At 58.2% G+C, this 12,823-nt stretch carries 10 protein-coding genes; 5 read left to right on the top strand and 5 right to left on the bottom strand.

Going from position 1 to position 12,823, the window contains the following annotated elements; translation table 11 throughout:
* Positions 1-7 precede the first annotated feature (7 nt).
* The 5 genes from PGS25_RS04315 to PGS25_RS04295 are packed head-to-tail and all read right to left on the bottom strand — an operon-like array spanning position 8 to position 3,741.
* Positions 8-499, bottom strand: coding sequence for a hypothetical protein (locus PGS25_RS04315; RefSeq protein ID WP_119189197.1), 492 nt, complete (start codon positions 497-499; stop codon positions 8-10).
* On the bottom strand, positions 474-2,033 hold the full coding sequence (locus tag PGS25_RS04310; RefSeq protein WP_270417810.1) for a portal protein: 1,560 nt from the start codon (positions 2,031-2,033) through the stop codon (positions 474-476). The genes PGS25_RS04315 and PGS25_RS04310 overlap by 26 nt, the downstream gene beginning before the upstream one ends.
* Positions 2,023-2,214: a hypothetical protein gene (locus tag PGS25_RS04305; RefSeq protein ID WP_117489718.1), complete on the bottom strand. Its 192-nt coding sequence runs from the start codon at positions 2,212-2,214 to the stop codon at positions 2,023-2,025. The genes PGS25_RS04310 and PGS25_RS04305 overlap by 11 nt, the downstream gene beginning before the upstream one ends.
* Before the next feature lie 19 nt (positions 2,215-2,233).
* Positions 2,234-3,508, bottom strand: coding sequence for a phage terminase large subunit (locus PGS25_RS04300; protein ID WP_270417809.1), 1,275 nt, complete (start codon positions 3,506-3,508; stop codon positions 2,234-2,236).
* A gap of 20 nt (positions 3,509-3,528) precedes the next feature.
* On the bottom strand, positions 3,529-3,741 hold the full coding sequence (locus tag PGS25_RS04295; RefSeq protein WP_117751064.1) for a hypothetical protein: 213 nt from the start codon (positions 3,739-3,741) through the stop codon (positions 3,529-3,531).
* Positions 3,742-3,904: 163 nt separating this feature from the next.
* Between PGS25_RS04295 and PGS25_RS04290 the strand changes: the two genes are divergently transcribed.
* From PGS25_RS04290 to ppdK, 5 genes are all read left to right on the top strand, one after another.
* The gene (locus tag PGS25_RS04290) at positions 3,905-4,726 is read left to right on the top strand and encodes a Cof-type HAD-IIB family hydrolase (RefSeq protein WP_110435356.1); all 822 of its coding nucleotides are present in this window, start codon (positions 3,905-3,907) and stop codon (positions 4,724-4,726) included.
* A gap of 149 nt (positions 4,727-4,875) precedes the next feature.
* The gene (locus PGS25_RS04285) at positions 4,876-7,443 is read left to right on the top strand and encodes a DNA translocase FtsK (protein ID WP_270417808.1); all 2,568 of its coding nucleotides are present in this window, start codon (positions 4,876-4,878) and stop codon (positions 7,441-7,443) included.
* 97 nt (positions 7,444-7,540) lie between these two features.
* Positions 7,541-8,035 carry a flavin reductase family protein gene (locus PGS25_RS04280; protein ID WP_270417807.1) on the top strand — a complete coding sequence of 165 codons (495 nt, stop codon included), beginning with the start codon at positions 7,541-7,543 and terminating at the stop codon, positions 8,033-8,035.
* Positions 8,036-8,160: 125 nt separating this feature from the next.
* Positions 8,161-9,795, top strand: coding sequence for a trypsin-like peptidase domain-containing protein (locus tag PGS25_RS04275; protein WP_270417806.1), 1,635 nt, complete (start codon positions 8,161-8,163; stop codon positions 9,793-9,795).
* A gap of 302 nt (positions 9,796-10,097) precedes the next feature.
* Positions 10,098-12,731 carry a pyruvate, phosphate dikinase gene (gene ppdK, locus PGS25_RS04270; RefSeq protein WP_270417805.1) on the top strand — a complete coding sequence of 878 codons (2,634 nt, stop codon included), beginning with the start codon at positions 10,098-10,100 and terminating at the stop codon, positions 12,729-12,731.
* Positions 12,732-12,823: the final 92 nt, after the last annotated feature.

Raw genomic sequence — 12,823 nt, 5'->3', positions numbered from 1 at the left:
GAGAGTGTTACTTGCCGAGCAAAGCGAGGGTGACCGGATCTGCTCCCGTGGGTTCCCCGTCCGACTGCGCCGGACCGACCGCCGCACGGCGGTTCTTCTGGTTCATCTCGAGGGCGGCGAGTTCGTCTCTCAGCTCGGCAATCTCCCACTTGCGGTACGCGGACACGAGCGAGCCTTCCTGCTGCGCCCACTCCCATACCTGCTGCGGAATGTCCTCGGGACGGACATCGGGATATTCCTCGACGAATGCGGCGTAGATCTGGCCGTTCGGCATGGCGTTTGCCGCGCGGTTGCGGCGGATGTAGGCGTTGCGCTTGGAAAGTCCCTGTGCGGCTGCGTCAATCAGCTCTTCGAGCGTCAGTTCGACGATATCACCGTCCACCTCGACTGGATAGGTCTGTGCATTTTCCTGCGGGTGGGTTTCTGCCGCCTGCTCCTGTGCGAACGGATTAACCGCCATTTCCTGCTCGGGATTAGGATTCATTGCTGTTTTCTGCATTACTGTTTGCCTCCTTTTGCTGCTGTTGCTGTACGCGGAGCGCGTGCAGCAGGTCGTGTTTGCCGCGTACCTGATAATCCGGTACGTTTTCCAGATATACGAGCGGGTCAGAGATAACACCGCTCTCCAGCAGATGATCGTTTGTCATCGTCTGCATGGTTTCGGACCAGTAGCTTGCCGCGCCGACATCCACCTGCAGGCGCATGTCCTGTCCGGCGAGTGCGGAGAAGTCGAACGTGCATTTTTCGAGTTCGCCGCCGTCCTCGTTCGGCAGAACGAGCGTGCGCACACCGTAGTGAGCGCCCATCAGATCGAGAAACACGCGCGCCCAGTCCTCAGTGAAGCGGTAGAACTCCATTTTTGTCAGCTCGAGCGGAGCCGCCGTTGCGTTCTGCACCGCGATAATTGCCGAGGTGTTGTCCGGATTGACCGTGCCGAGTGCGGCTTCGCTTGCGCCCATGAGTTCCGCGGTATCGGTCATCATTTGCTTGAGCAGCTGCAGCACCTGTGCCGAGATATCCGGTGCGCGGAATGCGGCAGCGATCGCTTCATTCGGGTTGCCGCGCATGCCGATTGCCTTGCCGACGTCGTTCGACCAGCCGTTCGGGAACCGCGTCATGTCGTACACGATCTTAGGGAACGCCACCTGCTTGATGCACTGGACGTACATCGAGTATAGCTTGTTGATGGCGATCTGGTTCGGAATGGCCTCGGTCAGCGGACTTTCGCCGTGGCACGAGCCGCGCACGCGATTCCAACACAGATGCGTCACCGGATACAGCCGATAGGGAAGCACCTTTTCGGGCATGACAACGGCATTCCGCGTGGTCTTGCAGAAGGCAATGCCGTTCTCGGTCCTGCGCATGTGCAGCAGTACGGTCACGCGCTCGCTGTCGCTCGAGGTACGGTAACGGTGGTACTCGCCCACATCATCCGGCCGAATGGCTTCCGCGTCACTCGCGGAGATGCCGTTGGCACGCGCTTCGCGGCGCACCTCGTCCGCGTCGCGCCGCATGGCAATGATAATGTACGGCTGGCGCTGTACCTCATCGCAGGCGGCGTTGCCGAAGCAGATGTTCGTGGAATCAATCAACTCCACCGCAATATCGCCCTTGACCGCCTGACCGGTCTCAAGCGCCGGATCAAAGTGCATGTAGAAGCAAGCATCGCCGTCCACACAGGCGTTTTTCAGCAGCGGGCGACCGAGTGCCTTGACACCCGAACGCTCGATCGCGGATGCAAACGCGCGTTCGAGCACATGCGCGGTCTGCCGCCCGTCCTCATCCATGTCAAACGGCTGGGCGCGTACCGCCACATCGTCGGAGACCAGCATGGCCACAAACAGGTTGACACAGCGCCGCAGCACGTTGAAGATCAGCGGGTCGAGGGACTGCACGCGCAGTCCCTCCCACTGCCTGCCGAGGTAAAACGCCTCGTTGCGCCGAACACGGTCGTATAAACCGATCGAGCGCTTGTAGTCGCGGTCGCGCTCATATTTCTTCCAGATTGCCGTCGGTGACGGATCAAATTTCATCGTTGTCCTCCTCTCGTCCGTAGTTCATCAGCGCCGCCAGATCGCGGCTGAGCGTATCCTCCGGCGTAGATTCTGCCGTGTGCTCCTTCGGCAAACGCCGCGGCAGAACCACACCGCCGGAGATGATTGCACCGGTCAGGACCAGTATCGCCGCAGACAGCGTGTAACATAAAATTTCCATCAAATCCTCCTTTGCTGTGCTAAAACCTGAGAAATTCGCCTACCTCGCAGTCATACGCTGACTGAGGGACTGCCTTAACCGGTTCGTACACGGTCGCGGCGTACCCGCGGAGCGCATCCGGCGCATGGGTCAGCTCGTGCGGCGTGTTCGCTGTGTCGGACGGATTGCGTTTGTCGTGCTGCAGCGCAGGCAGCGTGCGGATCAGATTGCGGCAGGTGTCGAAAATCGTCAGTCTGGGACGAACGGCGCCGTCCGTATCCTTGCGCGGCATGAGCAGCTCGTGCAGCGCCAGCCATCCGGCAACGCGTTCATTGCTGCTTTTGACAAAATCCAGTCCGCTGTCCGCGAACAGCTCTACCGCGCTTCTGCCGGTTTCCTGCCGTCGGTTCCACAAATCGGGCGGCGCGAGACGGCAGTCAATGCGTTCTCCAGCCGTCTCACAGGCAAGCATCTGCGCCGCTGCATCCGAAATGATGAGTCCCGGACGGTAGAGTTCGCGGTAGACCACGCTGTGTCCGTCCGGACTTTGCGCAATCCATAGCGCTGCCAGCATGTCCAGACCGTAGTCAATGGTCAGGCAGCGCCGCCAGTCATGCGGGATGGCATACGGCTTTACAACATGCAGGTCGCGCGAAAATTCGCTGAAATACTGTCCCTCGTTCAGTTCCCACACGCCGTCGAGCAGTGCTTTCCGGTCGGTGGGAGAGAGCAGCTTCAACCGCTTCTCGTAGCCTGCATCCGCCTTGCGGAGAAACGGGTTGTCACCCAGTCTTGCGGGCAGAAACAGCCGCGTGCCGCCGTCGAACTCGCGCACGGTGTCCGGCGGCATGGAGTCGATAAAACGGCTCTTGACCCACTGGTGACCGACACCGCCGGGATTGGTCGTCGCCTTGACCTGCTTGGGGAATCCATTCGTGCCGCGGATACGCGACAGCAGATAGGTGAACTGGCTTTCGGTGAAATGTGTCAGCTCATCGAACCGGATGACATCGTATTCCGCGCTCTGGTACTTGGTCACATCGCTTTCCGCGTCGCAGTACCCGAATTCCAGCGCCGAACCGTTTGCAAAATCCCACCGGTGCTCACTCACCTTGTACTTTGCAATGCACTGCGGATACAGCCGCAAAGCCGCCGGTACAAGCGAGCGCTCCAGCTCCGGCATGGTCCTTCGCAGCATGAGCTGCCGTGAACCCGGATAGCACACCGCAAACCGCAAAGCATCGAGCAGCTGACCATGGCTTTTGCCGCCGCCTGCCGCGCCGCCGAACAGGGTTTCGAGCGTATCCGACTGCATGAACGCTGCCTGCCGCCGTGTTACGGGGAATTCGTATCGTCTACGATCCGAAACACGATCTCCACCGGCTGGACTTCGGTCTGCTCGCCGCCCAGCATTACGCCTTTGCCGACCGTCCGGTCGAGAATTTCCTTGATCGCGCTGAGCCGGCTGTTCGCCGGTGCTTCCGCATCGTCCGCGATGTCGTACAGCATGCGGATTAGCCGATCCGGCTTTTCGTTTTCGCTGCACATGGCCTCACCTCCTTTCGATGAGCCATAGAATAGGAGCAAAATCCGAATTTGTCAAGAACAAATGTTCGATTTTTTATTTACTTGCAATTTTTGCTCAGCTGCGGTATGCTGAATAAGATGGGAAATATGCGGCGCAGCAGCGCCAGTATCAGGAGGAAAGAAGATGAAAAAAATCGACCTTATCGCGCTCGATTTAGACGGAACCGCGCTCAATCCGCAGAATCAGGTCTCTCCGGCGACCGCTGATGCCGTGCGCCGTGCCCGCGAGAGCGGCATTCATGTTGTGGTCTCCACCGGACGAATCTGCGGAGAGGCACGCGACTTCGCGCTCATGCTCGGTACGGATGACCAGATGGTCACCTCGGGCGGCGCTACGCTGTCGAGCGTGTCGCAGGAGCGCTGCACCATGCGTATGTCCATGCCGTGGGAAGCTGCTGTGCGTGCGTCTGCTGTGGTGGAGCGCATCGGCATGATCACGATGGTGTATGTAGGGGAGACGTTGCTCATTACTCCGTATGATGATATCGAATTTGGCAAGTATAAGTCGAATGAAGGTTATTTAAGCGCGAAAAAAGTTGTGCCGTCTGTTGCGGAATATATTGCCACAAACCACATTTCGGTCGATAAAATGTTCATCCGCAGCCAGGACCCGGTCATGCTCGTGCGCGCCCGTGCACAGCTGGAACAGATTCCGGGTATCCGCGTGATGAGTAGCGCGACCGATAACCTCGAGGTCATCACGCCGGCCGCAGACAAGGGCGTTGCTCTCGGCATGCTGTGCCGCGAGCTGGGCACCGACCTCGACCACGCCGCCGCCATCGGTGACAGCGAAAACGACCTTGAAATGCTGAACGCCGTGGCCCTCCCGATTGCGATGGGAAACGCAAGCGCAGCCGTCAAAAATCTGTGCCTGCGCGAGACGCTCACCAACGCCCAGGACGGCGTAGCAGCCGCCATCGACCGCATCATCGCGGAGAACGGCTAAACGAGCAGACGGCCGCTGTTTTCCGGAAAAACAGTGGTAAAAATCGGATTTCTATGCTATAATATACTTGCAGAGTATCCGCAGAAAGCGGAAAAACGGCGCAGAACGCCGTCAGATTGAATCACAAAGAAAGTTGAAGGATAGAAGTTTTGGCTGCAAGGAAAACCACAACTAAAAAATCGACGAAAAGCGCGCCCAAGGGCAAGCGTGCGGCGCAGCCGCAGCCGGAGGAACTCGGTCCGATCCTGTCCCGTCCGGTCTGGGGCGCAATCTGGGGCATTGTCGGTCTGCTGTGCCTGCTGTCGATCCTGCCGATCGACGGCGTGCTGCTCAAGTGGCTGCACCGCGGCATCGGTGCGCTCATCGGCAAGGGCGCGTATGTCATGCCGTTTGCGCTGATCGGCATCGCCGTGCTGCTGTTTGCGCGTCCCAAGGGTCCTGTGCGTCTGCGCGGAACGTGTATCGCGCTCATGCCGCTGCTGATCGGCAGTATCATTCACGCCTTTTCGTGTGCAAATGAGTACGACCTGTCCATGAGCACGCTCAGCGGTCTGCTCTCTACCGGTATGGAAGGCTCGTCCGGCGGTCTGCTGGGCGGCGGTCTGTACATCCTGCTCGAGTGGGCGCTCTCGTCCATCGGCGCACTGCTCATCCTGCTGGTGCTGTTCATCGTGACTTTGCTGGTGGCCTGTCGCATCACGCCGCAGGCGCTGTACGACATGGTTCGTCCGCCGGAGTACGAATACGAGGACGAGGAGGAACGCGAGCGCTACGAAGCACCTCTACAGCTGCCGAACATCCACGAGGCGGCAGCTGCGCATGCACAGCGCCGAGAGGAACGCCGCGCACACCGTAAATCCGACTTTGACATCCCGATCGACACTGACCCGCCCGGAGAGGATAAGCCGGGCGAGGAACTGATCGACCCGAACAAGCGCCACGGCAAGGCCATCGCACCGGACGAATATCTGCGTTCACTGCGCGATAACGTAAAGAAAAAGGCCGGAAGCATTATGGATCTGGTCGAAAACAAGCAGCCGGAGGAAGAATCGGCGCATGTTTCCGAGCCGGAGCCCGAGCATGAGGCGGCTCCTGCACCGGCATCCAAGTCGAAAAAGACCGAGAACATCTCGGAGACCGAGCAGGAAGCCATGAATATTGCCATCGACGAGAGCCAGAAAGCGCCCATGCCGGTCTACGACTACCCGCCGATCGACCTGCTGACACAGGGCAAGCACGCCTCTGTCGCGGGCGCAGAAGCCGAGCTGCGCGAAAGCTCGGCGTGCCTGCTCGATACGCTCGACTCGTTCAACATCGAGGCGCAGATCATCGGCATCGTGCGCGGCCCGTCCGTCACCCGGTTCGAGCTGACCATCCCGCGCGGCATCAAGATCTCGCGCATCACCGCCCTGTCGGACGACATTGCGCTGTCGCTCGGCGCGGCGAACGTGCGTATCGCGCCTATCCCGGATAAGGTCGCGGTCGGCATCGAGGTGCCGAACAAGACGGTCAATACCGTCTTTATCCGCGAGTGTATCGGCTCTCCGGCGTTCGCGAATGCGAAAAGCCGCCTGTCCTTTGCCGTTGGCAAGGACATCACCGGCAAGCCGGTCATCGGTGACATTGCCAAGATGCCGCACATGCTGATTGCCGGCACCACCGGCTCCGGTAAGTCGGTGTGCATCAACTCCATGCTGATTTCGCTGCTGTACAAGTCCACGCCGGAGGAGGTCCGCCTCATCATGGTGGACCCGAAGATGGTCGAGCTGGGCAACTACAACGGCATTCCGCACCTGCTGATTCCGGTCGTTACCGACCCGAAAAAGGCCGCCGGTGCGCTTAACTGGGCGGTCGGTGAGATGGAACGCCGCTACAAGCTGTTCGCGGACCATCAGGTGCGCAATCTGGTCGGCTATAACGACCTCATGCGTTCCGAAAAGGCCAAAGCAGAGCAGACCGAGGACGGTCATCCTGAGCAGTATCAGGTGCTGCCGCAGATCGTCATCGTTATCGATGAGCTGGCCGACCTGATGATGGTCGCTGCCAAGGAAGTCGAGAACTCCATCTGCCGTATCGCGCAGAAGGCACGAGCCGCAGGCATGCACCTTGTTGTAGCAACGCAGCGTCCGTCGGCTGACGTTATCACCGGTATTATGAAGGCAAATATCCCGTCGCGTATCGCGTTTGCGGTAGCCAGCCAGATCGAGTCGCGTATCATTCTGGACACGACCGGCGCAGAAAAGCTGATCGGCAAGGGTGATATGCTGTATGCGCCGCTCGGTGAGGGCAAGCCGACCCGTGTGCAGGGCTGCTTCATCTCCAACGAGGAGATCGAAGCTGTTATTGCCCGCATCAAGGAGACCAGCACCGCCGAGTACAGCGAGGAAATCCTTGAGCACATCGAGCAGCAGGCCGAGCAGGTGGGCAATAACAAGGGCGGCGGCAGCAGCGGCACGAGCGATTTGGGCGACGATGAGGATGAACTCATCGAGGAAGCCATTGAGGTCATCATGGACTGCCGTCAGGCATCCACATCCATGCTGCAGCGCCGTCTGAAGCTGGGCTATTCGCGTGCCGCGCGTATCATCGACCAGATCGAGGACCGCGGTATCATCGGCCCGTCCGAAGGCTCCAAGCCGCGCCAGATCCTCATCTCGCGTGAGGACTGGCAGGAGATGAAACTGCGCCGCACAATGCCGCTCGACAAGCAGCAGTAATGGAAAATGAACGCTATCTTTGTGCCGTCCCATAATTCTCCATTCTCCATTTTCAATTCTCAATTTGCTAAACAATTCTCTCAGGAGGTAACATATCATGAAGAAGATCAACATTGCCGAAAAGTCTTTCAATCCGTTCGAACTGATCGGTCAGAAGTGGATGCTGATTTCCGCAGGCACCGGGGACAAGTGGAACACCATGACTGCAAGCTGGGGCGCCGTAGGCGTTATGTGGGGCAAGCCGAGTGCGACCTGCTATATCCGCAAGAGCCGCTTCACCAAGGAGTTTGTAGACGCAGGCGAGTACTTCACCCTGACCGTGCTCAAGGACGGCAACCGTCAGGCACTGAATACCCTCGGCTCCAAGTCCGGCCGTGACATGGATAAGATGCACGAGAGCGGCCTGACGCCGGTATTCGTAGAGGGTCAGCCGACCTTCGAGGAGGCCGAGCTGGTACTCATCTGCCGCAAGCGCGGTGTGACCGACATCGCACCGGACGACATGGCTCAGGAAGTGCAGGACAAGTGGTACGGCGATCACGACTACCACACCATGTATATCGGCGAGATCGTAGCCGCTTACGAGAACTGATTTCACAGAAAATTCACCAATTCCTCACGGTTTTGGTGTATTATCAAGAAAAGAAGTACAGGGTCGCTCTGCGGCCCTGTATCCCAATCCACAAACCCACGCCTCAAAAGGGAGGAATGCAATTCGTGAAAAAACGATTGCTCAGTCTGATCACAGCGGCTGCGCTGATGGTCGGCATGCTGCCTGCGGCTTTTGCGGGCTATGAAAACTTTACCTCGAAAACAACGTATCCTGCCGGACAGTTCACCGACGTGCCCTCAACCGAGTGGTACGCACAGAATGTTCAGGCGGCGTATGAATACAAGCTGGTGGACGGCGTAAACGCCACCCAGTTCAAGCCGAACAGCAACCTGACGATCGCACAGGCGATCAAGCTGGCGGCGTGTCTGCACAGCACCTATGTCAGCGGCAGTGCGGATTTTGACAAAGTTCGTCCGTGGTATCAGCCGTATGTGACGTATGCGCTGGAAAATGGTATTATTAACACGACTTATGCGGATTACGATCAGCCGGCGACCCGGGCACAGTTTGCGTCCATCTTTGCAAACGCGCTGCCGGAGGACGCTCTGACCGCGATCAACGACATTGCGGACGGTGCGATTGCGGATGTGGACATGTCGGCAGGCTATGCCGCTGATGTGTACCGTCTGTACCGGGCGGGCGTGCTCACGGGCAGCAACAACGCGCATGATTTCAAGCCGAACACCAACATTCGCCGCAGCGAGGTTGCGGCTATCGTCACCCGTATGGCAAAGCCGGATCTGCGGCAGAGCTTCACCATCGAAGCACATGTCGGCATGACGGCGGACGAGGTGTTCAGCGCCTGTGTACCGGCGATTTTCAAGCTGTACGCCTACGATTACAAGAACAATATCCTCGGCATCGGCAGCGGCGTTGTGCTCAGCGCACGCGGCGATGCTGTAACCTGCGGACACCTTGTCAACGGCGTTTACCGCCTTGTGGCTGAGATGTACGACGGCACCAAGCGGGAAGTCACGATCTACAGCTTTGACGCGGACGCGGACATCGCGCATATCCGAGTCGTCGGCAGCACGCTGCCGTACCTCGGTGTTACCACTGAGGTCGAGGAAGGCGACACGGTCTACGCGCTCGGTTACCCGGGCGGCGGCGCCGCAACGGTTACGACCGGCAAGGTGACCGACCCGGAAAACGACGATTACCTTGCACCGATGATCGAAAGCACGGCGCAGGTCATCAGCGGCAACTCCGGCGGTGCGCTCATCAACGATGAGGGCAAGGTTGTCGGCATTACGGTCAGCAGCCATTCCGGCGGCGTACCGTCTTACTCAGTGCCGATCCGCTATCTGAACAGCCTGATCGGAGACGGCACGGCGTACTCTCCCGGCGAGTATAACCGCAACCACAAGCCGGATGCATCGCGCTGCTACAGCAAGCACTATCCGGTGCCGGATTTCGGCACGGTGACCGGTGTCACGCTGCTCGGCACCATCCGGGAGGGCACCACGACCACCTACTACTACGACAGGGAAGAGGTAGAAGCTGGCGACAAGATTCTGCTCCACTACTACGCCGCACTGGGTGAAAACACCTTCTACCAGTTCACCGGCGGCTCGTTCACCTCGTCCTCGACGTATCCGTATTCGGTCAAGCTCTACGAGACCAGCTACGACGGCATCCCTGCGATCAGCGTCGTGGTTTCCAGCAATTCATTCGCTTCTATCGGCGGTCTGCCTCAGACCGTCGATTTTCTTTTGCAGGAATTTGTGCATTACGCCTAATAGAATGAAAGCTGACAGGCATGAAACGTATTTACGCCCAAAATGCCATAAAAATCGAGAAAAACGAGAAAAGATAAAATAAAATTCGGACAAAATTTCTGATAAATTAAAAAGATAGATTTTACGCAAACGTTTGAGTTTTGGCTAAAAATACATGATTAGTCAAAATGCACAATATATTCGTGGGAAATCGGTATAATACTACAATGGAATATTTCACCGCTAACGTGCTATAATGTGCTTGCGTGATAAAGAGAATGAGTATTAGAGAGAGCATCAATCGAAACGGAGGAAATACCCAAATGAAAAAGTATGTTTACATGTTCCCGGAGGGCAACGGCAAAATGCGTGAGCTGCTTGGCGGCAAGGGTGCCAATCTGGCTGAAATGACCGGACTGGGCATGCCTGTGCCGCAGGGTTTCACCATCACCACCGAGGCCTGCACCCGTTATTACGAGGACGGCAAGACCATCTATCCGGATATTCAGGATCAGATTCTGCTTTACCTCGATCAGCTTGAAAAGATTACCGGCAAAACCCTCGGCGATCCCGAGAAGCCGCTGCTCGTATCCGTTCGCTCGGGTGCGCGCGCATCCATGCCCGGCATGATGGACACCATCCTCAACCTCGGCATGAACGACGAGATCTGCGAAGCAGTTGCCAAGCTGACCAATAACCCGCGTTTCGCACGCGATTCCTACCGCCGTTTCATTCAGATGTTCTCTGACGTTGTTATGGAGCTGCCTAAGTCCACCTTCGAGCAGTTTATCGACCAGGTAAAGGACAAAAAGGGCGTTAAGATGGATAATGAACTGGACGCGGACGATATGTCCGAGCTGATCGTCCTGTTCAAGGATCACTACAAGAAGTCCCTCGGCGAAGATTTCCCGCAGGACCCGAAGAAGCAGCTGATGGAGGCTGTCCGCGCAGTATTCCGCTCGTGGGACAATCCGCGTGCAAACACCTACCGCCGTATGAACGACATCCCGCACAGCTGGGGCACTGCCGTAAACGTACAGTCCATGGTATTCGGCAATATGGGCGAGACCTCGGGCACCGGCGTAGCCTTCACCCGCAACCCGGCCACCGGCGAAAAGAAGCTGTACGGCGAGTTCCTGATGAATGCACAGGGCGAGGACGTTGTAGCCGGCATCCGCACCCCGCAGCCGATCTCCGCGCTGGCAGATACCATGCCGGAGGTTTATCAGCAGTTTGTTGACATTTCCAGCCGCCTTGAAAAGCATTACGGCGATATGCAGGATATGGAGTTCACCATCGAAAACGGCAAGCTCTACATGCTGCAGACCCGTAACGGCAAGCGCACCGCACAGGCAGCGCTCAAGGTAGCGGTTGATCTGGTAGACGAAGGCGTCTGCACCAAGGAGCAGGCGGTTATGAAGGTCGAGGCAAAGCAGCTTGACGCACTTCTGCACCCGACGTTCGATCCGGCAGCTCTCAAGGCAGCTACGCCGATCACCACCGGCCTGCCGGCATCTCCCGGTGCAGCCTGCGGCGCGGTTTACTTCACCGCAGATGCTGCAGCTAAGGCCCACAAGACCGGAATCAAGGCTGTCCTCGTCCGTCAGGAGACCTCTCCGGAGGATATCGACGGCATGGCCGTATCCGAAGGCATCATGACCGCCCGCGGCGGCATGACCTCGCACGCAGCCGTAGTAGCCCGCGGCATGGGCACCTGCTGTGTAGCAGGCGTAAACGGCATCAAGGTTTCCGAAGAGGATAAGACCCTGACCTTTGCCGACGGCACGGTAGTGCACGAGGGTGACGTTATTTCGCTCGACGGCTCCACCGGCAACGTATACCTCGGCGAGATCGCAACGCAGGAGGCTGAGCTGACCGGCGACTTCGGCCGCTTTATGGGCTGGGCTGACGAGATTCGCACCCTGCACGTTCGCACCAACGGCGATACCCCGCGTGATGCAACGCAGGCTCGCAAGTTCGGCGCAGAAGGCATCGGCCTCTGCCGTACCGAGCATATGTTCTTCGAGCCGGCCCGCATCAAGGCGGTTCGTGAGATGATTATTTCCGATACGCTCGAGCAGCGCAAGGCGGCTCTGGCCAAGATCCTGCCGATGCAGCGCGGCGACTTTGAGGCAATTTACCGCGCGATGGGCGGCCTGCCGGTTACCATCCGTCTGCTTGACCCGCCGCTCCATGAGTTCCTCCCGCACGAGGATGACGAGATCAAGGAGCTGGCCGATGAGATGGGCGTATCCTTCGACAAGCTCAAGGGCAAGGTAGAAAGCCTGCACGAGTTCAACCCGATGCTGGGTACCCGCGGCTGCCGTCTGGACGTTCTCTATCCGGAGATCGCCGAGATGCAGACCGAGGCTATTGTATCCGCAGCTATCAACGTCTGGAAGGAAGACGACCTGCATATCACGCCGGAGATCATGGTTCCGCTGGTATCCGAGGTCAATGAGCTGCGCTTCGTAAAGAAGGTTATCAAGGCTAAGGCTGACGAGCTGATCGAGCAGTCCGGCCTGAAGATGAAGTATATGGTCGGCACGATGATCGAGACGCCGCGTGCCGCAGTCACCGCAGGCGATGTGGCCAAGGAAGCAGAGTTCTTCTCCTTCGGCACCAACGACCTCACCCAGATGACCTACGGCTTCTCTCGTGATGACGTGGGCCGCATTCTGGAGACCTACTTCGACAAGAAGATCCTCGAGTCCGATCCGTTCGCTCGTCTGGACCAGAATGGCGTAGGCCGCTTGATTCGCTTCGCTGTTGCAGAAGGCAAGCGCACCCGCCCGGACATCAAGCTCGGCATCTGCGGCGAGCACGGCGGCGACCTGTCCTCTGTTGAGTTCTGCCACAATGTTGGCCTGAATTACGTTTCCTGCTCGCCGTTCCGCGTGCCGATCGCACGTCTGGCAGCGGCACAGGCTCGTGTAAAGGAACTTGGACTGGCATAAACCTCCCCAAACTTGACATACAGCACGAAAGGCTTCGGAGCATTGCTCCGAAGCCTTTCGTGTTTGGGCTGTCGCGGAACCACGGTTCCGCC

The sequence above is a fragment of the Butyricicoccus sp. AM78-15b2TA genome (assembly GCF_027665985.1).
In the GTDB taxonomy this organism is placed as follows: domain Bacteria; phylum Bacillota; class Clostridia; order Oscillospirales; family Butyricicoccaceae; genus Agathobaculum; species Agathobaculum butyriciproducens.
This window is presented reverse-complemented; position numbering and strand designations above follow the sequence as displayed.